Raw genomic sequence first — 19,946 nt, forward strand, 5'->3', positions numbered from 1 at the left:
ATGTCGTAAATTATATTCTAAAAATAAAAAGGCTTGAAAAATGCTTGCTATCGTTGAATCCTATCGTGCTGGTTTACTAACATCAAAATATTGGATACAAAATCTAATTGCTGGATTGATTGTTGGAGTTGTTGCATTGCCCTTAGCGATGGCATTTGCTATTGCTTCTGGTGTCAAACCAGAGCAAGGTCTTTATACCGCAATTATTGCGGCATTAATCGTAGGTATTTTTGGTGGTAGCCGGGTACAAATTGCAGGTCCTACTGGTGCATTCGTTATTATTCTTGCAAATATCACAGCGCGATATGGCATTGATGGTTTGCAAATAGCAACCTTATTTGCGGGCTTTATTTTAGTTTTTATGGGCTTTCTCAAATTGGGGGCAGTGATTAAATTTATACCAGATCCAGTTATTGTCGGGTTTACTGGTGGTATCGGTGTTATTATTTTTGTAGGTGAATGGAACGATTTTTTTGGATTGTCCGTACACATCCCTCTTAATGCACCTTTCTATTTAAAGTTATTATCATTAATTAGAGCATTCCCTCATCTTGATTGGCCAACAGTAGGATTGGCTTCTTTGAGTCTTTTATTGATAATCATTACCCCAAAATTTTTAAAGCGCATTCCTGGTCCTTTAATTGCAATGGTTGTAGCTACGGTGTTACAAACACTTTTCCACTTCAAAAGTGTTGCAACTATCGGCAGCACGTTTGGTGGCATCACGCAAACTTTACCACAGTTTCATTTACCCCAAATCCAATTAGAATATGCTTTTAATTTAATCGGTCCAGCGTTTACTATTGCTTTGCTCGGTGCGATTGAATCACTTTTGTCTGCAACAGCGGCAGATGGCATGTCAGCCACACGCCATAATTCTAATCAAGAGTTGATTGGACAAGGTTTAGCTAATATTTTTTCACCGTTATTTGGTGGATTTGCTGCAACAGGTGCTATTGCGCGAACAGCCACAAATATTCGCAATGGCGGCAATAGTCCTCTCGCTGCGATTGTCCATTCTATATTTTTAATCTTGGTTATTGTGTTACTAGCGCCTTATGCATCTGATATCCCACTGTGTACGCTTGCGGCGATTCTATTTGTTGTTGCATACAATATGAGCGACATACCTCATTTTATACATATGATAAAGCATGCACCAAGTTATGATCTACTCGTATTAATTACGACTTTTTTACTTACTATATTTACTGATTTAGTCGTCGCAGTTAATGTTGGTGTTATTCTTGCAATGCTACTTTTTGTACGTCGCATGGGGCAATTTGTCGCTATTGAGCAGCAGGATCATGAAACACTTAAAAATGAACTATCTGATATTATTTTGCCAAAGGATACGGTTGTATATACTATACAAGGGCCTTTCTTTTTCGCTGCAGCAGAAAAATTAGAACGGGCTTTTATGATCACACATTCCGATCCAAAAAATATTGTCTTTCGATTAAAAGATGTACCTTTTATGGATATTACCGGTTTACAAACATTTATCGAAATAATCGAGGAGTTTCATAAACGTCATATTAATGTTTACCTTTGTGAAGCTAATTCTAAAGTTAAAAAGAAGTTAATGAATATAGGAGTGAGGCATTGGATAAAAGGAGGGCGCATATTTCTCACATTAAAAGACACAATTAAAAAGCTACAAAACTAAAAAACTGGTTGAATCGGCCAAGAGCACTCAATGCAGGGGAGGGCCAGAGACCTTTATTTCCATGCCAGAATTTCTGGTGCTTTACGAGCCACTACAGGGGGTTCACCAGCCGGAATACCTACAATAATTGGTGCAATTGCTGTGATGTCAGAGGGAAGATTTAGTTTTGTTTTCCACTCTGGGGTATTTAATGCTGAAACAGCAAGACCAATGACACAAGTACCAAGTCCTTGAGCACAAGCAGTCAGCATTAAGTTTTCAGCTGCCAACCAACAATCAGCTGCTACAAAAGGACCTTGATATTTACTGTAGATCACAATGAGGGTACTTGCATTATAAAATGCATGAAAATCAGGATTATTAACCAGTTCTTGCAGCGATTTCATTTGCACTTTGGAAAAATTATGGGCTTCAGTATAAATCAGAGCTTTCACACTGTCTGATAAGCGATTTAATGTATCCTGATCTTGAATGATTACAAAGGACCAAGGTTCTTCATGCATCGCTGTAGGGGCTTGAACTGCAGCATCTAGCAATGAATGAATGAGCGAGCGATCCAGCTTTTGCGGTTTATAATTACGTACGGCGCGACGCTTATAAATTGCTTCAATTTCACTCATTAGGGCCTTTTCTTCCTTAATTTTTTTTGAAGTAGCCATAATTTTCTCCATATAAAACTCGTGACTTGTGCAGTTTTTCTATAACATCAATAATTCCTTTTATGGTCCTTAAATTCTGGTTCATCTTCCTACTTTGTCAAGCTCTTTTGCATTCAGAGCAGTGCATAGTGAATATTTCATGAATAATCTCTTATCATATAAATCATTTGATTGTATAATAAATGAATATTTTGGTTATTAATAAGATTAAAAATGGCTTTTAAAGAGTTAATGGAAATTGAACGATTAAAACTGAATAATATCAAAGAACCGAAACAACATAGTGAACTTTTTAGAAGAGTCCAAGAAGAATATATAAAAGAAGTTCAGAGTCTCATAGAACAGTTAAATAAAAGCCAAGATGCTCAACGTAGCGATGTATTAAAACAAATCAAAGAAACGGACCAACTCTATCTTGAAATAAAAGGGATTCGAATTACAGGTCATGTCTTATTCAGTCGTCATGGAAAATGCAGAAGTTGGGAACAAAAGAAATTTGGTTTAAGCCCAAATGCTGCTCTTTCTGAAGAAGCTGAAAAAAACATGGGAGGAACTAGTCAATCCACTGGTGATTTATTATTTTACTCTCCAAGCGAGCATCCTCCCTCAATCGCTGTTTCACCAATGAATCGAGCACTACAAACAGCTGGATTGGTGATTCCAAAGGAAATTAAAAATGCAACAATTGCTGTTCTGCCTTTTTTGGCGGAAAACAGTAATGCACCTTCGGGTTATGATGTTCGTTCTATGGCAGATATGCAGAAGTTATCTGATCAGATTTCCTTTTGGATGTCGCCTATCAAAAAACTTCTTTTAAAGCTATCGTTATGGATTTATAGTGATCAAGACTTCGCTTTGCTTAATAAAAAGAGAAAGAATGCTGCTGAAAAAATACAGGAGCATGGTAATAAGATTCTTCTCGAGGGACTTGATGATGTCTGCCAAGATTTGGATTACGATGGCGACAAAATAGAGGATACTCAAATTTTTATTGGAAATGTAGAACAGCGAGATTGTTGGTTGTTTGGACATGGAAAAAATTTCAAAGCCTTTTTTCAAACAGTTTTAGGAATTACGTTAGATTTTGATTATGGCGAAACACGCCGTGTTTATAAGGTAGAAGATGAGAATCATAAATCCTCATTATTTGTTCCTCCATATGTGATGCTCATTGATCAAGAAACTGGAAAAATTAAAGGAGAATTTACGGGCGTCATCGGCTCTTCTTTGCAAAAGGAATCTGAAACTCTATCTAAGAAAGAGTTATGTCCAAAGATATCAAAGGCGATAAGCAGTTTAGGAGGTTCAGTTGTAACGCAAGAAATCCAGCAAGAAAATGCTTTGCACGATCCAACAAATATTGGGTTGCAACCCGATTCAAAAATTCAGTATCTGGAGAGCGAGCCTTTGATAGCGAAAAAGCCCTGAATTTGGCGCTCATGACTCTAGCGCATTGTTCTTATCAGATTTATGTAATTATAAAAAAATGATAAAGTCTCTATAAGACACAGCTGCATAAAGGTGGATGGATACCATGTACGATGCAATTATTTTTGATTTTGACGGGGTTATTTTAGATAGCGAACCCATTCATTATGAAGCATGTTGTTATGTTCTTAAGTCACTAGGAATAAGTATAGATTATTCCGAGTATATGGAAAAATACTTAGGTTTAGCTGATAAAGATATGTTCCCCAAGCTATTGCACAATGAGGGTATTAAGATTTCTGATGTGGAAACTAAACGTTTGATTCAGCAAAAAGCGGAGGTTTACATCAAAATTATTAATACCCGAAACACCCTCCCTCTGATTGTAGACTTTGAGCAATTTATTTTTAAAATTGCTTCCAAAATAAATAAAATTGCCATTTGCAGCGGATCCAACCGTGACGAAATATCTGCGGTACTTTCACGAGTAAGAGAGGGTAAATTGCATGAATATTTTGATGCAATTGTGACAATTGAGGACGTACAGAGTGGGAAGCCTTCTCCTGAAGGTTATTTATTAGCAGCTAAACGTTTAAATGTTATTCCTAGCCGGTGTTTAGTAATCGAAGACACACTGCATGGAATAAAGGCAGCAAAAGCCGCCGGAATGCAGGTAATTGGGTTGACTACAACCTATGACCGACATCAGTTTTTAATTGCAGATCAAGTTATTACAGGTTATCGACAATTATTAAGCAGGGTTTGGTAAGGTGCGTATTTTTTGCAGCATTCTATGAGTCTATTGATTTGCCAACCAATCTTCATAGGTTAGAGCAAAGCGTAAATGATCACACCATATACCATTAATTTTTAAGTATCTTGGTGAGAACCCCTCCTTGAGAAAACCATTTTGGGTGATTAAGTGGATGGATGCAGCATTCGTTGGTTGAATGTTTGCTTCAATGCGGTGCAGTTTGAGTCCTAAGAATATTTCTTTTAAAACCAGTTTTAATGCGTGACTCATTAAGCCTTGGCTTGCATAAGTTACTGATGCAAAATATCCCATATAGGCGCTTTGAAATACGCCTCGAATCATTTCACTAATGTTGAATACCCCGATAATGTGATCGTTTTGATTTAATGCCAAAAAACATCGTTGATTTTCTTGCTGGAATTTTTTTAGGTAGATTTGGAATTCCTCATGAGTTTGGGGGGCTGTAATAAAAGGGTAGTGAAAATCCCGGCTTTTCTGCATGGTTAAGAGAAAATTCGCTTCATCATGTTGATCTAATTGGCGCAGATATATCTTATTTTTAGTGTGCATAGGGATCGACATTTTGGGAAATATGAAATTTTATCATAGATCTTATGCCGGGTTTATCCTTTAACACTCCTGCCTGGAATTCGCTGATAAATTAACGGTAATACATAATTTGAATCACTCTATTTTTTGGGATAAAATCGCGCGAAAAATAACAGGTTACCAGCTCTAAATGATTATTTTGAGATTCAAACAACAAACTTGAAGAAAATGAATTAAGGCAATATGAACAAATTATGCTTGGGAATTGTGTTATTTTTTTTCTTAATCGGGAATTCAATGAGTATGGCTATGGACATAGTAACTGTGGAACAACCTGAATACCGTCAGGTTCTAAAGAGTAAAGCCCAAGAAGTGCAGTTTCCTTTAAGTCAGGATGATAAAGATTTAATCACAGCCATGAAAAGTAAGTTGCATGAGTTAGGTGGGGTTGGTTTGGCGGCACCTCAGGTTAATTTTCCGAGAAGAATCATTACAGTGTACATTCCTGAAGAGGCGACTTTATTAAGGGATAATGTTAAAAAATTCTATCCTATGCATGTGATGATTAATCCAAGCTATGAACCCGTATCAGGTTCTGTAATACAGCAAGATATAGAAGGGTGTTACTCTGTTTCCAGCAAATCCGGGAAGGTCCCGCGATATGAACAAATCACCGTGAGCTATTATGATGAGTCAGGCCAGTTTCATCAGCACATTGAAGAAGGATTTTATGCTCGTGTTTTGCAGCATGAAATTGATCATTTAAACGGCTTTTTAATTACCGATCGCCTTACTCCAGATTGCATCCAAGGTTCTCTTGAAGAAATGATGGCTTTACGGCGAGAATCCTTGCCCCCTGAAAAAAGAGCTCTCTATGATCAGGTTATGGCTCGCAAGGCAAAAAAATAGGTTTGTATCTAAAAGATTAAATTATATCGCATTGTTAGTATGAAGCTGAGAGTTGCTTTTTAATAATTCCGCTAAATTTTGAGCGGTAAGTTGGGCTTTTGCTTGTTCATATCCTGCTTCAGTAATTTCTTTGTATTTTTTAAAATCCAAAATACCGAACTGGTCTACTTTTAAAGTGATGCCATAATCAGCCATAGCCATCATTTTCGCAGTATTTTGATGGGAGCTAATGGTTAATAACCGCAACACCAACTCACCTAAATTAATGGGCAATATTGATTCTTTCCCCATGAATTTGTTGTAAAGCAACTTCCAACCTGAAAGAGAATAAGGTATTGGAGTTAATTTGAAGAGGCTACTGTTATTATTCACATTTGAGGCAATAATTTTACTACTATGAGAATACTGCCTCATGACATCAGTAGGTATATTATTCAATACACCGCCATCAATAAGCAGTCTGTCATTAAACGATACCGGTGGGTAGATAAAGGGTAGGGATATACTGGAGCGAATTGATTCCCATAATCGTCCTCTATCATGAATGTATAAATTTTTGCTGATTAAGTCTGTTGAGACACAAAAATAGTTCAGCCACAAATCTTCGATTTGACTGTCCTCACCATAGAGTTCAATTAGGCTGTCTGTGGCTCTTCTGCCTGTAGCAATAGCAATATAAGGGAAGGTAAAATCAATTTTTGCTCCTTTGATTAAATATTCTTCAACAAGTTTTAAGAGCTCACTTGAAGAATATCCCATCGCCAAAACAGCAGCAAGCATTGCTCCCATACTTGTACCGGCAATATAGTCCACCGGTATTCCACGCTCTTCTAATAGCCGATAAACACCTATGTGCGCAAGACCGCGTGCTCCACCACCGCTGAGTACTAAGGAAATGGTATTGTCGGTAAAGATTCGCATCATGCGAGATATACCTTCATCTGTATTGCTTCGAACATGAAAATGACTGTTGACGGTGCGTTTTTCTAACCAGCTTTTAGTATTTCGAGGTGGGTTTGCAGTTTGATGCAGAAGTACTAATACGTTTCGTTTAATAAAATTATGCTGCATGTGTAATATATAATGTTCTACTTCAGATAAATCAGCATCATGTTCTTCTGCAAGCGCTAAATAGGCGAGCGAATCTGCTTGACGGGCACAAAATTTAGTCCAATTAGTTATCGTTTCATCCGCTAAATAAAAAATAAAAGAGTATTCTTTTTCGATTTGGTTAATCCATAAAATTCCCTCATTACTCATATTTCCATTATCATCCAGGAGGCCAGGTTTATTTTCTAGGAAACTGCTAGTTAATAAAAGAATTTTTTCCCCATAAGAATAACGAAAAATCATTTCTTGTAATTGAAATTCGAGATCTTTTATGGGTCTTATTGGAATTAAAGCAATTGATTTATTACGTGAAGAGGCAGCATGAATTCCCTGTAGTGAATCGGTTAATCGCTTAATTGTGAATTGAGTTATTTTATTGAGTAGTTCAGGATATGATCTGCATAATTTTAGGAAATTTTTCTTCGATAATTTTAAGATGATACTATCGCGCAATGTATAGACATTAGCAGAGCGGGGTAAATCAGATAAAAGGGCCATTTCACCGATGATTGCCCCTTCATGTAATTCGCCTTGAAATGTCACATTTCCTTCGGTATCTGTTACCTGATAGTAGAGACGTCCTTTAATCAGGATGTAAAGATCATTCATGTTTTCCCCTTTTTGAATCAAAAGGGAATCAGCAGTTCGAGATTCTATCTCCAAAACACGGGAAAGTTTTGAAAGACATGCGTCGCTCATGCAACTAAATGGTTCATGCTGCTTAATGAATTCAAAAATTTCTTTTGGTGTGAATAGAGGTTGATTCATATCTTATTATTAATAGTGCGTTAATTATTCTTAATTATAGACAGTGTTTTTAATTAAGGTTGCTTTGCAAGGCTAAGTCCTGTAAGTAATAAACCTTATTAATGTATTGAGTAATAATTTATTCTTTTACCAAGGAAAGAAGAGAAAGGTTCAGTGCTACATCATTACAGTGAGTTTGATGTTGATGAACGAACTGGAACTGATTTGCGTATCGCAGTTCTATCGAGCGGCCTGCTTGATTTTTACAGGACTTACGAAAACCCCCAATCTCTTTGTTAAAAAATGTTTTTAATTCGGTCATTTAGTCTATCTAAACTCCCTCATTAAAAACATTTTTTGCCTCGACCTTGAGATTTTTCGTAAGTCCTGTTTTATTTGCCGGATTCACTTTAAGGAAAACCATTAATTTCCATAGGCGAACTTGACAAAATTAAATTTTACTTCCTAAAATGCAAGTGGCTAAATTATATTTTGCCTATAGCATATTTAACTAACTCTAAAAGGAATTAAGTAAATGAATAAATTACAATTAACAGGCGTTGCTTTAGCAATTGGTGCTGCTTCTATGTTCGCTATTGCTCCTGCTTTTGCAGCAGATGAAGCTTCTACTGGTATGGTAAAATGCCAAGGTGGTAACGCTTGTAAAGGACAAGGCGCTTGCAAAACTGCTGACAATGCTTGCAAAGGCCAAAACGCTTGCAAAGGCAAGGGAATGACTGAAATGACTAAAGAAGACTGCCAAAAAGCTGGTGGCACTGTTGTTCAATAATTTCAATTGAAATTCGCATTGCTCCAGGCATGAATTGCATGCCTGGTTTCTCTTCATCCCCGGATTTAATACATGGATAGCCCAAAATATAAAGTGACTCAAAAAATGCCCTTTTTAGGGTTTGGACTGGGATTACGACCCGATTATTATGAAGAAATCTTGGCGCAAAAGCCTGATTTAGATTGGTTTGAGATACTTACCGAAAATTATATGGTTCCGGGGGGAAAGCCACTTTATTACCTTGACCAAATACGAGCTCATTATCCAATAGTAATGCATGGTGTTTCTCTTTCATTAGGAAGTACGGATCCTCTGGATAATGACTATTTAAAGCAGCTAAAGGAACTCGTTACTCGAGTCGAACCAGTATGGGTTTCTGACCATTTATGCTGGACAGGCGTTAACGGAATAAATGCACATGATTTGTTGCCTGTTCCCTATACTCGTGAAGCGGTAAATCATATTGTATCGCGAATTCAGCAAGTACAAGATATTTTAGGACGCCCGATTTTAATTGAAAATGTTTCTAGTTATCTAACTTACAAACAATCTGAAATGTCAGAATGGGAATTTATCCTAGAAATTGTAAAACAGGCGGATTGTTATATTCTATTAGATGTAAATAACGTTTATGTTAGTTCTGTAAATCATCAGTTTAACCCAATGGATTATATTTTTGCTATGCCTCCCGAGCGTGTTGCCCAAATCCATTTAGCAGGCCACTCGAATCATGGTGATTACATTATCGATACGCATGATGCACCAGTAATTCAACCCGTCTGGGATCTTTATGCTGCAACATTACAGCGCTTGGGGCCGATATCGTCGATGATTGAACGGGATGATAATATGCCTCCTTTTGCAGAGTTACTAGCCGAAATCAATCATGCAAGACGGATTGCAGAATCAATTTTGGTTGAAGAGGTGCTTGTATGAATGAGCTTTTTCACTTAGAAGATCAATTTCAAAAGTTTCTATTATCAGGTCGGGCAGAGATTTATGATTCAATTGTCCAAACTGAATTAGTTTCGGTGGATACTCGCTTAGGTATTTATCGTGACGCGTACAAACTTCGACTTATTGAGAGTTTAAGTATTAATTTTCCTGCATTGTATGCTTATTTAGGGACTGAGGAATTTAACAAGCTATCAACTTATTATATTGACGCCCATCCTTCTTCTTATCGTTCGATTCGCTGGTATGGTGATTTATTATCCGATTTTATTAAGCACAATTACTCACAATATCCTTATTTAGCAGAGCTTGCTGATTTTGAATGGAAAATGAACTGGGCTTTTGATGCTGCTGATGAACAGGTTGTACGGGTTGAGGATATGGCCGCAATTCCTCCTGAAGCGTGGGCAGATTTACAATTTATGCTTCATCCATCACTACAAAGAATCAATTATTTATGGAACATAATTCCTCTTTGGCAGGCTTTAATTCATGATAGAGAGCTTCCTGAATTGCAACATAGTCCGGAGCCTACAGCCTGGGTCATATGGCGCGCACCGGAATATAAGATTCAATTTTACAGCTTATCTCAAGAAGAGGCTTGGGCTTTGGATAGCTTATCACAAGGACTATCTTTCGGGGCTCTTTGTGAAGGACTATGTCAATGGATACAACCCGAAGAAGTAGGTATGAACGCTGCTTCTTACCTAAAGGGCTGGATTCAAAAGGGTATGATATCGCAATTACTCATTGCAGATTAGCTACTTGGTTTCCAAGAAGTTACTTTCTATTGCGAGTTAATCTCTCTCGTAGCATAATATGTGAACATCTTGTGTTCTATAGATGGGAAATCGGGGGAGAAAAATTCAATGTCTATGAGTAAAATAATAATTAGCAAGGAACAATCCACGGCTAATCCCAGCTTCAAAGATGATCCCACTATAGAGTTGCAAGAAAGAATTATTGATAATCCTGCCAAAGGTAATTGTGGTTATTATGCCTTCGCAATTGGCTTAATTAATATTATTCAGCAAGAAGGAACTGGAATAACTTTTGACAAATGGGTCCAATTGGATCCCTCTATAAAGAATTATTATGATGCCATTTGTAAATTTGATTTTGATAACCCTGATAACAAGTTACTCGAAGTATTACAAAGAACATTAAGATTAATTACTTACAATTTACAGATCGACGAATTACGCTGGGCATGCACTTCAGCGAAAAAAGAAGATGAATATAGAGCATTGGTTGCAATTAGTACTTATAGAAAATTTGCTGAAATGTATCATGGTACTGATTTAGATCCTCGTTTCAACCAGTTTGTTTCATCCGTTGACATTAAAAATGCGCTCAAAAAAATTGATCATTCAAGAATTGTAGCGGAGCATGAATCATTAGTGTTAGCGCCATTATTTATATCATTAATTTATGGTGAAGAGGTCGCTCCAGAAACTATTACAGTATCGACCGAACCCAAATTTAACTCTCCCATAATTCTGGCATTACACAGCATCACTCAAGATTTTGTATGGGCAACTCATTTAGAACTGGATTATTTAGCTAATGCATTTGAGGTAAATCTGCATACGCTGGAAAATGGGGTGCAGCAATATGAGTACAAGGACTTGCCTTCTCAACATACAATTACGCTAAATAATCAGCATAATATGCATTGGACTACAAAAGTAACAATGGCTAAATCACGAAAATCTTCAGCTCAACCTGGCGATTCTTCTGGAGGCTCTGCCCTTGGTTTAAGCAGCAAAAAAATAAAAGCTATAGACTCAGAACCTCATGTCAAGAAACAAACTAGGGAAGAAAAAGATGCCATAGCATTAACAATTCAAGATGAAGATTTGCAGAAAACGAAAACAGGTACTCAAAAGAAAACTGAGCCTGTAAGAGCGGATGTTGAAATAAAACAAAATAAAAAGCGGGGTAAACTCCAAGAATTTTCCAGTAAACCTTCTCTTTTCAGGCAACGTGAAGAAATATCGTTGGCGTTAATTACTTCAAATGCGGAGCAAAAAGAATTGAATCGGTTAATCCGCATAGTCAATAGAGCGGTGGTGGATTATTGTTCTTACAGCGATGGAATTCTTTTTTCAATTTTCCATAGACACGGTGAATCTGGCAGGAGAAGAGCTCGGAAGTTTAATGGAGAGTTTTCTCTGCTTAACAAAGAGTTTTCTAAAATTAATGGTGAGTTTTCTTCCATTACCGCTCTTATTCAAGCCAAGGAAATGTTAATTGATTATCTAAAAGATGGTAAAAACGGTAGGACTCACCCTCATTCATTCAGGACTATGTTATTGCAGGGATTATTAACAAACAAATTGGAGAGGGAAATGGATTTAAAATATGTTTCTAAAAATTATTCCAATCTCTTAGCCGAATTTGAAGAACTATTAATTCCTCATAGAGGGCATCAATATATTAATTAGGCTAATTTCATTGATCTCAACATTCATTAAAATTGTAGCCTGGATAGGATCAATCCAGGTTACGCTTCTATTTTTCCATGGTTCGTTTTCGACTCATTAAAGTAAGAATAGGTGGGAGTAAAGAAATAAAAATAATGCTGTAAATTACTATCGAGAAATTTTCTTTTATTAATGGAATTGATCCCAGAAAATAACCTAAGCTCAACAGACTGAAGATCCATATTAAGGCACTAACCAAATTGTATAGCGAAAAATGAAGAATGTGCATCGATCCTATACCCGCAACAAATGGAGCAAAAGTACGTATGATAGGAAGAAAACGTGCAAAAATTATCGTTTTTCCTCCATGTTTTTCATAAAATGCATGAGTTTCTTGTAAGTGTTTTTTATTGAGTAACCAGGATCTATCGGTGAAAAAAATACGTGGCCCGAGCAAACGACCAATCATAAAATTGATTTGATTTCCTAAAACTGAGGCAAAGAAAAGCAGGATAAATAAAATCGATATATTTAATGGGTTTCCTGCTTGGGCTGCTATACTCCCTGCAGCAAAAAGCAAGGAATCTCCAGGTAAAAAAGGTGTCACTACAAGCCCTGTTTCACAGAAAATTACTGCAAATAAAAGCAAATAGGTCCAAAATCCATAAGTTGTGACAATGGTATTTAAATATACATCAATGTGAATTATGTAATCAAAAATAGAGTTTAAAAGCATTTTATGTTTAAATTGGATTAAATAAAGTAAATATTCTTACACACTTATTTCTTAATTAATATAAATTTTATATCTACAGCTTAATATGTTGTTACTATTCTTTATATAATAAACCATTATAAGGATTATGATGAAAACTTTATTTCATCTTGCGTTTCCAGTGCATGACCTCGCTTTGGCGAAACAGTTTTATCATCATCAGTTGGGTTTTTCATTAGGACGTGAATCCGAGCATGCATTGATTTTAGAGTTTGGCAATCATCAAATAGTAGCACATAAAATTGACACCATTCTTCCTCCACAAGAAGGCATCTATCCGAGACATTTTGGCTTAATTTTTCTTGAGCGATATGAGTATGATGCTTTTCTAGAACAAGTTAAGAAGGAGCACATTTCCTTTGAGATTCCATTGAAAACACGATTTAAAAATACTCGAATTGAACATCAATCTTTTTTCTTGAAAGATCCCAGCAATAATTTACTCGAATTTAAATATTATGAATTTGGTTCAGCTATATTTGGTGAAAAAGATTATAAAAAAATTGGCGAGTCATTTTCTCAGAAATGAATTAAGAGCAATGACATAAAAATCGTCCCCCGGGGTTTCATTTCGCTGCACCCGATCTACAGGGTAGTTATAATGAAATGCAACTTCTCGACTTGCATTATCAAAACAAAACGAATCATTCCTATTCGTGTAGTGATTTTAAGAATTTCCTCTGTATCATAAGGATAACCAAACAAATCTCCTGCTTGTTTCGATTAATTTGCCACAGAGCTCGTACGAAAATCTTGATAAGGAGCAAGCCATTAACCCTCCAGGATGGTCTTGCTCCTTTTGAAAGGTTAAAAATAATCATATAAAACAGATATGTTGAATAACAGTTTTCGTAACCTTACAATGTCTATTATGAGAGGAGTTTTCAAGTCAAGGATGCTTGGTGCGTTTTTTATTCCCTATCAGCTTATTCTTAAGCGCCATTCTTTTATTTAGCATTCAACCCATGGTCGCGAAATCTTTGTTGCCTGTTTATGGGGGAACACCGGCAGTTTGGACTATTTGCATGTTCTTTTTTCAGGTGATATTACTGTTTGCTTATGGATATGCCGTAGTACTTGGTTTTTTTGATAAACCGATTGCATGGCGACTAACGCACAGCGTTCTCATTTTTTTAAGCTTCCTTGCTGTGCCTATTTTATTTCGACCTTTAATTAATAGTGAAAGTCCTGAATGGGGTATTTTATCTAATTTGTTAATCGAACTGGGATTGCCCTTACTAGTTATTGGAGCCTCAGCCCCTTTACTACAATTTGCTTACAGCCAAACTAAGGAAAAAGGTGCTGCTGATCCTTATTTTTTATACGCTGCTTCTAATCTGGGAAGTCTCTTATCTTTATTACTCTATCCCTGGGTAATCGAGCGTTTTATAGGGCTCAAGGAGCAATTTTATTTATGGAGCATAGGCTATGTAGTTTATGTAGTTCTATTGTTTATTATTCTCTATGCCAATCGTTATCAATCATTGAAAAAACAAAATGAAGTCATTGCCACCTGGCCTTGGCAGAACATGCTGTATTGGATTTTTTTAAGTTTTGTCCCATGCAGTTTAATGCTTGGAGTGACTCTATATATTACTACGGATATTGCAGCAACTCCTTTATTTTGGGTACTACCCCTGGCTCTATATCTACTCACTTTTGTGCTTGCATTCACCAATAATTCCTTGATTTCATTTAAATGGATAGCACGAAATAGTATTTTTTTTCTTATTTTTCCAATTGTTGGATTTATTTTAAATGCGGGGCAAGTAAATATTGGGCAAAGTATTTTATTTCATTTGTTGAATTTTTTCATTTTGGCGTTACTTTGTCATCGCCAGTTATTTTTAGATAGGCCTATGCCCGAATTGCTGACGTTATTTTATTTTTGTTTGGCCCTTGGTGGGGTATTAGCTGGAGTATTTAATGGAGTTTTGGCCCCACATTGGTTCAATGGGATTTATGAATATCCTTTAGCAATTTTACTGAGTCTTTTTGCTTTGCCCCAATTGCCAATGAAGAATGGCTGGTGGGTTCCTGTGGTGGTTCTGATTGTTTTGTTGTTTCATTACTGCATCATTGGTGTTCATTGGCCTGGTGGTTTTTCCTCATTTCAAGTGTGTGCCTTTTTGGCGTTAATTATTATAGTTATCTGGCAAAAAAGTAAAATTAGTTTGATTTTATCTTTATTGATTTTATTTGGGTTTATTTTTTCACCATTATCACAAGATGATACAGTTTTAATGCAGGTACGCGATTTTTATGGAGTAAAAAAAGTAATAGATAAACAAGGAGTCCATGTCTTAATCAACCAGTCTACAGTGCATGGGTTACAAGTTGTTGGAGAGAAAAAACCTAAAGGACTGACTTCTTATTATGGAGCGACTAAACCTATAGTTGATGCAATGCAACAAAAAAGGAGCTCTTTATCAGTAACAATCATTGGATTAGGGGTTGGTACCATGCTCTGTCAATTTCGCAAAGAGGATAAGGTTAAAGTAATTGAAATTGATTATCAGGTCATTGACCTTGCAAGTAATCCCCAATTGTTTACTTACTTACGAGATTGTTCACCAAATGTGACTATTATGAAAAGCGATGGACGATTAGCCGTAGAACAATTACCGGATCACTCTCAAAACTTATTAGTTATAGATGCGTTTAGTTCAGACTCAATTCCAGTGCATTTATTAACCCTTGAAGCATTTATTTTATATCAACAGAAAATTACTGAAGACGGCGGTATATTGATTCATTTAAGTAATCGACATTTGCAATTATTACCAGTGATTAATGCTGCGGGTAGGTCTTTGAGCCTTCTTAGTATATTTTATGTAAATTATAAAAGTATTTTGGCGTTAGGTCAGTTTAATTCGGAGTGGGTTTTTTTGACCTCGAAAGAAGATCTGGCTTTTCAACTTATGAAAGGGAGCAATTGGCGGTTTAATGCAAGCGACGAACAGTTTTTATGGACTGATGATTATTCTAATTTAATTCCATTATTCAAGTGAAAGGAAGTGGAACCTGCATCAAATAGAGTTAAGCCCTGCCTCGTTAAAAAAGGAGGCAAGCAATCCGCATATAATTAAACGTCAGCTAAGTTTCCCTTGGTCTCTAACCAGACTTTTCTATCGCTTGCCCGTTTTTTATTTAGCATCATATCCATAATTGCTTCGGCTCCTACCTCATCATCCATGGTGAGTTGAACCAATCGCCTGGTATTGGGATCCATAGTCGTTTCACGTAGTTGTATGGGATTCATTTCACCTAAACCTTTAAACCTTTGGACATTGGGTTTAGCTCGAGTTGTTTGTGCCAAATGGTTGAGAATACGATTTTTTTCTTCATCATCCAGTGCATAATAAACATCTTTACCTGCATCAATTCGATAAAGTGGTGGCATAGCAACAAATACATGCCCAGCTTGGACCAGAGGCTTAAAGTGGCGTAAAAACAAAGCACAAATCAAAGTAGCAATATGTGCACCATCTGAGTCTGCATCTGCGAGAATGCATAATTTGCCATAGCGAAGACCGCTTAGGTCCGAAGAGCCAGGATCTACTCCTATCGCTACGGAGATATCATGAATTTCCTGAGATGCCAGGACTTGTGACGAATCCACTTCCCAAGAGTTAAGAATTTTTCCGCGCAACGGTAAAATGGCCTGGAAATCTTTATTACGTGCTTGTTTTGCTGATCCACCTGCGGAATCACCTTCTACTAAAAATAATTCGGCCTGACTGAGATCAGTAAGCAAGCAATCAGCCAATTTACCAGGGAGAGCGGGGCCTTGACTTACTCGTTTGCGTGCTACTTGTTTTGCTTGTCTTAAACGTTTTTGTGCGCGCTCGATTGCCAAAGAAGCAATCGTCTCACCTTGATTTCGATGTTGATTGAGCCAAAGTGCAAAAGCGTCTTTAACTACATTACTGACAAAAGCAGAAATTTGACGAGAGCTTAAGCGTTCTTTGGTTTGTCCTGCAAATTGTGGTTCTTTCATTTTCACCGATAATACATACTGACAGGGCTCCCAAAGATCATCTGCTGTAAGTTTTATTCCTCTAGGTAGTAAATTTCTTAGCTCACAAAATTCTGCCATAGCATCAAATAAGCCGGAGCGTAAGCCATTAACATGGGTACCGCCTTGAATTGTTGGAATTAAATTTACATAACTTTCACTAAAACCACTGCTTGATCCATTAGACCAAACCAATGCCCAATCAACTGTTGCTTCATCGCTTTTGAATTCACCTGTAAAGGGTTCTTCAGGTAAATAATCTCCATCGGGCAATGATTGATTTAAATAATCAATAAGACCCTGTTCATAGCACCAATGCATTTCCTCATTAGTTGCTTTATTAATAAACGTCATAGACAAACCCGTGCAGAGTACAGCTTTTGCTCTCAGCACATGGGTTAAATGTTTTACGGAGATACGTGTGGTATCAAAATACTTTGGATTGGGCCAAAAGCGGATAATTGTGCCGGTGTCTCTTTTTTTAGTGAGTCCTGTTTCATTGAGTTCGCATAATTTATCGCCATTGGCAAAAGACATTTGGTACACAATTCCATTGCGCTTGATGGTCACATCAAGACGGTCAGAAAGAGCATTGACTACAGAAACCCCCACTCCATGCAATCCACCTGAAAAGCTGTAATTTTTATCAGAAAATTTACCTCCAGCATGTAATCGAGTCATAATGACTTCAACGCCACTTAAGCCTAATTGTGGATGTAAATCTACAGGCATGCCGCGACCATCATCCTCTACTTCAATAGAACCATCTTCATGAAGCGTGACACGGATATGACTTGCAAAGCCAGCCAGTACCTCATCCACACTGTTATCAATCACTTCTTGAGCCAAGTGGTTGGGACGCGTTGTATCGGTATACATGCCAGGGCGTCGTTGAACAGGTTCAAGTCCACTTAAGACTTCAATAGCTTGGGCAGTATAGTTTTCTGACATGGGTTTTTCTCAAATCAAAGTTAGGTTTATTTTACCATATATTATGATACAGTAGACGAAAGACGAAAAGTTACTTTGTAAATCTATTATAAAGATCCCCTGTTCTGCAAGCAGGATGTTGTTATTGAAGCCTGGATTGGGCGAGCCTTAATCCGGGAAATGAGTAAAGATGATTTCCTGGGGCATACTTTGACTCCTGGCCATCAAGTTAAGGGAAAAACTTTCGTTCCCGTGAAGGTGGGAACGATTTCTAATAAGGCACAGTGCCAATCGAAGAATAGATTCCAGCTTTCGCGGGAATGACAAAAATCCTTAACTCAATGGCAGTTATGCTTTGACCAGGCCAGGCTAAATAGAAAACATATGCAAAAAAACAGTGCTGAAATTCACCAATTATCTGTAGCATTTCAACATCGCCATAAGATGGTGTCTGCTTTGGATAAAGTCAGCTTTAATTTATATCCTGGTGAAACCTTGGTTTTATTAGGTGAATCAGGTTGCGGCAAATCCCTCACTTCTCTGGCGTTAATGCGCTTGTTACCTAAATCCGGTGTTTATGGTATTGATAGTTTAATCCATGTCGATGGACAAGACATTTTGGATTTACCAGAACAAATGATGCGGCAATTGAGAGGTCGCAAGATGGCTATGATTTTTCAAGAGCCAATGACCGCACTTAATCCAGTAATGACAATAGGAGAACAGTTAACAGAAGCCTTGGTAAAATGTAACTCGTTTACTGCCAAAGAATTGCAAGAAGCATTATTATCTTTGCTTTATGAGGTCGAAATGCCTCAACCAGAAATTAAAATTCATCAATATCCGCATCAATTGTCCGGTGGTCAGAAACAGCGGGTTGTTATTGCCATGGCCCTGGCTTGTAAACCTGATATTTTAATTGCTGATGAACCAACAACCGCTTTGGATGTTACAATCCAGGCTCAAATCCTTTCTTTATTAAAAAAAGTACAAAAAACCCATCAAATGAGTTTACTCCTGATTACTCATGATCTAGGAGTAGTGAGGGCCATGGCATCACGTGTCTGTGTGATGTATGCAGGACAAGTGGTAGCTCAATCCTCTGTAGAAGATTTTTTTTCGCGAGTTAAACAACATCCATATGTACAGCAATTGTTGGCGTCTATACCTTCTTTGGCAAAACGTGAGGAGCGTTTATCAGTAATTCGTGGATTAGTACCTGCTTTGGATGAAATGCCTTCGGGTTGCCGTTTTCATCCTCGTTGCATTTATGCATTTGAACGTTGTTCGGTGGATGAGCCGCAATTACAAGAACAAAATGGACGATTGGTACGATGTCATCTATATCCTGACTCCCAAGAGTTACCCCCTTTGCAAAAAGATAAAATAGTTTGGGACGTTGCGACTACGGAGGAAAAAACAATACTCACGGTGAATGATTTATCCGTTGGCTTTATCCAGAAAAAAGGTTTATTCAGTCGTCATAGAGTTTCATTTAAAGCAGTAGATGGTCTGTCATTTCGTTTATTGCAAGGAAAAACATTGGCTTTAGTGGGTGAATCAGGATGTGGTAAAACCACGGCCAGTCGTGCCTTATTGCGTTTATTACCCATTTGTGGGGGGGAGATACACTATAAAGAACAGGATGTGCGGGCATTAAAAGGGCGCTCATTAAGAGAATACCGAAAAAAAGTACAAATTATTTTCCAGGATCCTTTTTCTTCTATGAATCCGCGCATGACGGTAAGTGAAATAATCGCTGAAGGAATGCATGCCCAAGGAATGAAGCATTCGGTAATAAGTACACGGCTAAAAGAACTACTGAACCAGGTTAATTTGCCTAGCAATTGCTTACAGCGTTACCCACATCAATTTTCTGGTGGGCAAAGACAGCGAATTTGTATTGCTCGAGCTTTAGCTACAGGACCAGATATCTTGATTTGTGATGAACCAACCAGTGCTTTGGATGTTTCTGTGCAGGCACAAATCCTCAATTTATTAAAGGAGTTACAACAAGAAACAGGCATTTCTTATTTATTTATTACCCATAATATGGGTGTGGTTTCTTATATCGCTGATGAAGTCTTAGTTATGAAAAATGGAGTCGGCGTCGAGTTTGGGAGTTGTGAATCCCTTTTTAAATGTCCTAAAGAAGCGTATACGCAACAGCTTTTGAATGCTGTGCTGGATGTTATTTAGCCATATTGGTAAATCGAAACTCTTCTTCT

General features: G+C 37.2%; 16 protein-coding genes. 11 read left to right on the forward strand and 5 right to left on the reverse strand.

Annotated features, from left to right (window positions below):
- Positions 1-40: 40 nt before the first annotated feature.
- Positions 41-1,669 carry a SulP family inorganic anion transporter gene (locus ELY20_RS00345; protein ID WP_110141587.1) on the forward strand — a complete coding sequence of 543 codons (1,629 nt, stop codon included), beginning with the start codon at positions 41-43 and terminating at the stop codon, positions 1,667-1,669.
- 53 nt (positions 1,670-1,722) lie between these two features.
- Here the strand turns inward: ELY20_RS00345 and ELY20_RS00350 are convergent, their stop codons facing one another.
- Entirely contained in the window at positions 1,723-2,328 is a 606-nt protein-coding gene (locus tag ELY20_RS00350) for a nitroreductase family protein (protein ID WP_110141586.1), read from the reverse strand.
- A 213-nt stretch (positions 2,329-2,541) separates the two neighbouring features.
- Between ELY20_RS00350 and ELY20_RS00355 the strand changes: the two genes are divergently transcribed.
- On the forward strand, positions 2,542-3,756 hold the full coding sequence (locus ELY20_RS00355; protein ID WP_110141585.1) for a histidine phosphatase family protein: 1,215 nt from the start codon (positions 2,542-2,544) through the stop codon (positions 3,754-3,756).
- 106 nt (positions 3,757-3,862) lie between these two features.
- Positions 3,863-4,525: an HAD family hydrolase gene (locus tag ELY20_RS00360; protein ID WP_110141584.1), complete on the forward strand. Its 663-nt coding sequence runs from the start codon at positions 3,863-3,865 to the stop codon at positions 4,523-4,525.
- 30 nt (positions 4,526-4,555) lie between these two features.
- Here the strand turns inward: ELY20_RS00360 and ELY20_RS00365 are convergent, their stop codons facing one another.
- Entirely contained in the window at positions 4,556-5,080 is a 525-nt protein-coding gene (locus ELY20_RS00365) for a GNAT family N-acetyltransferase (protein ID WP_110141583.1), read from the reverse strand.
- 282 nt (positions 5,081-5,362) lie between these two features.
- Here ELY20_RS00365 and def point away from each other — a divergent pair, with 282 nt between their 5' ends.
- A complete protein-coding gene (gene def / locus ELY20_RS00370; RefSeq protein WP_110141627.1) occupies positions 5,363-5,968 on the forward strand; it encodes a peptide deformylase in 606 nt (201 codons plus the stop codon).
- 21 nt (positions 5,969-5,989) lie between these two features.
- Here def and ELY20_RS00375 read toward each other — a convergent pair whose 3' ends face one another.
- The gene (locus ELY20_RS00375) at positions 5,990-7,846 is read right to left on the reverse strand and encodes a patatin-like phospholipase family protein (RefSeq protein WP_110141582.1); all 1,857 of its coding nucleotides are present in this window, start codon (positions 7,844-7,846) and stop codon (positions 5,990-5,992) included.
- Positions 7,847-8,360: 514 nt separating this feature from the next.
- On the opposite strand from ELY20_RS00375, the gene bufA2 reads away from it, so the two are divergent.
- The 4 genes from bufA2 (at position 8,361) to ELY20_RS00395 (ending at position 12,016) form a co-directional block, all read left to right on the forward strand.
- Positions 8,361-8,615, forward strand: coding sequence for a BufA2 family periplasmic bufferin-type metallophore (gene bufA2 / locus ELY20_RS00380; RefSeq protein WP_110141581.1), 255 nt, complete (start codon positions 8,361-8,363; stop codon positions 8,613-8,615).
- A 72-nt stretch (positions 8,616-8,687) separates the two neighbouring features.
- On the forward strand, positions 8,688-9,551 hold the full coding sequence (gene bufB, locus ELY20_RS00385) for an MNIO family bufferin maturase (protein WP_110141580.1): 864 nt from the start codon (positions 8,688-8,690) through the stop codon (positions 9,549-9,551).
- Positions 9,548-10,330: an HvfC/BufC N-terminal domain-containing protein gene (locus tag ELY20_RS00390; RefSeq protein WP_110141579.1), complete on the forward strand. Its 783-nt coding sequence runs from the start codon at positions 9,548-9,550 to the stop codon at positions 10,328-10,330. Before bufB ends, ELY20_RS00390 begins: the two co-directional genes overlap by 4 nt.
- 108 nt (positions 10,331-10,438) lie before the next feature.
- On the forward strand, positions 10,439-12,016 hold the full coding sequence (locus ELY20_RS00395; protein WP_110141578.1) for a hypothetical protein: 1,578 nt from the start codon (positions 10,439-10,441) through the stop codon (positions 12,014-12,016).
- Positions 12,017-12,083: 67 nt separating this feature from the next.
- Here the strand turns inward: ELY20_RS00395 and ELY20_RS00400 are convergent, their stop codons facing one another.
- Positions 12,084-12,731 carry a DedA family protein gene (locus ELY20_RS00400; RefSeq protein ID WP_110141577.1) on the reverse strand — a complete coding sequence of 216 codons (648 nt, stop codon included), beginning with the start codon at positions 12,729-12,731 and terminating at the stop codon, positions 12,084-12,086.
- 127 nt (positions 12,732-12,858) lie between these two features.
- Here ELY20_RS00400 and ELY20_RS00405 point away from each other — a divergent pair, with 127 nt between their 5' ends.
- The gene (locus ELY20_RS00405) at positions 12,859-13,299 is read left to right on the forward strand and encodes a VOC family protein (protein WP_233590453.1); all 441 of its coding nucleotides are present in this window, start codon (positions 12,859-12,861) and stop codon (positions 13,297-13,299) included.
- 370 nt (positions 13,300-13,669) lie between these two features.
- The gene (locus tag ELY20_RS00410) at positions 13,670-15,781 is read left to right on the forward strand and encodes a fused MFS/spermidine synthase (protein ID WP_165831571.1); all 2,112 of its coding nucleotides are present in this window, start codon (positions 13,670-13,672) and stop codon (positions 15,779-15,781) included.
- A gap of 74 nt (positions 15,782-15,855) precedes the next feature.
- Here the strand turns inward: ELY20_RS00410 and parE are convergent, their stop codons facing one another.
- Positions 15,856-17,739, reverse strand: coding sequence for a DNA topoisomerase IV subunit B (gene parE / locus ELY20_RS00415; protein WP_110141574.1), 1,884 nt, complete (start codon positions 17,737-17,739; stop codon positions 15,856-15,858).
- Between the two features lie 363 nt (positions 17,740-18,102).
- Here parE and ELY20_RS00420 point away from each other — a divergent pair, with 363 nt between their 5' ends.
- Complete coding sequence (locus ELY20_RS00420; protein ID WP_110141573.1) at positions 18,103-19,917, forward strand: ABC transporter ATP-binding protein; 1,815 nt, start codon at positions 18,103-18,105, stop codon at positions 19,915-19,917.
- Positions 19,918-19,946: the final 29 nt, after the last annotated feature.

It is taken from the genome of Legionella qingyii (assembly GCF_003990155.1).
GTDB classification, from domain to species: domain Bacteria; phylum Pseudomonadota; class Gammaproteobacteria; order Legionellales; family Legionellaceae; genus Legionella; species Legionella qingyii.

Bases quoted from the DNA above. Each gene is read 5' to 3' on its own strand.
- ELY20_RS00345 (WP_110141587.1), top strand. From the start codon at position 41: ATGCTTGCTATCGTTGAATCCTATCGTGCTGGTTTACTAACATCAAAA.
- ELY20_RS00350 (WP_110141586.1), bottom strand. From the start codon at position 2,328: ATGGCTACTTCAAAAAAAATTAAGGAAGAAAAGGCCCTAATGAGTGAA.
- ELY20_RS00355 (WP_110141585.1), top strand. From the start codon at position 2,542: ATGGCTTTTAAAGAGTTAATGGAAATTGAACGATTAAAACTGAATAAT.
- ELY20_RS00360 (WP_110141584.1), top strand. From the start codon at position 3,863: ATGTACGATGCAATTATTTTTGATTTTGACGGGGTTATTTTAGATAGC.
- ELY20_RS00365 (WP_110141583.1), bottom strand. From the start codon at position 5,080: ATGCACACTAAAAATAAGATATATCTGCGCCAATTAGATCAACATGAT.
- def (WP_110141627.1), top strand. From the start codon at position 5,363: ATGGCTATGGACATAGTAACTGTGGAACAACCTGAATACCGTCAGGTT.
- ELY20_RS00375 (WP_110141582.1), bottom strand. From the start codon at position 7,846: ATGAATCAACCTCTATTCACACCAAAAGAAATTTTTGAATTCATTAAG.
- bufA2 (WP_110141581.1), top strand. From the start codon at position 8,361: ATGAATAAATTACAATTAACAGGCGTTGCTTTAGCAATTGGTGCTGCT.
- bufB (WP_110141580.1), top strand. From the start codon at position 8,688: ATGGATAGCCCAAAATATAAAGTGACTCAAAAAATGCCCTTTTTAGGG.
- ELY20_RS00390 (WP_110141579.1), top strand. From the start codon at position 9,548: ATGAATGAGCTTTTTCACTTAGAAGATCAATTTCAAAAGTTTCTATTA.
- ELY20_RS00395 (WP_110141578.1), top strand. From the start codon at position 10,439: ATGTCTATGAGTAAAATAATAATTAGCAAGGAACAATCCACGGCTAAT.
- ELY20_RS00400 (WP_110141577.1), bottom strand. From the start codon at position 12,731: ATGCTTTTAAACTCTATTTTTGATTACATAATTCACATTGATGTATAT.
- ELY20_RS00405 (WP_233590453.1), top strand. From the start codon at position 12,859: ATGATGAAAACTTTATTTCATCTTGCGTTTCCAGTGCATGACCTCGCT.
- parE (WP_110141574.1), bottom strand. From the start codon at position 17,739: ATGTCAGAAAACTATACTGCCCAAGCTATTGAAGTCTTAAGTGGACTT.
- ELY20_RS00420 (WP_110141573.1), top strand. From the start codon at position 18,103: ATGCAAAAAAACAGTGCTGAAATTCACCAATTATCTGTAGCATTTCAA.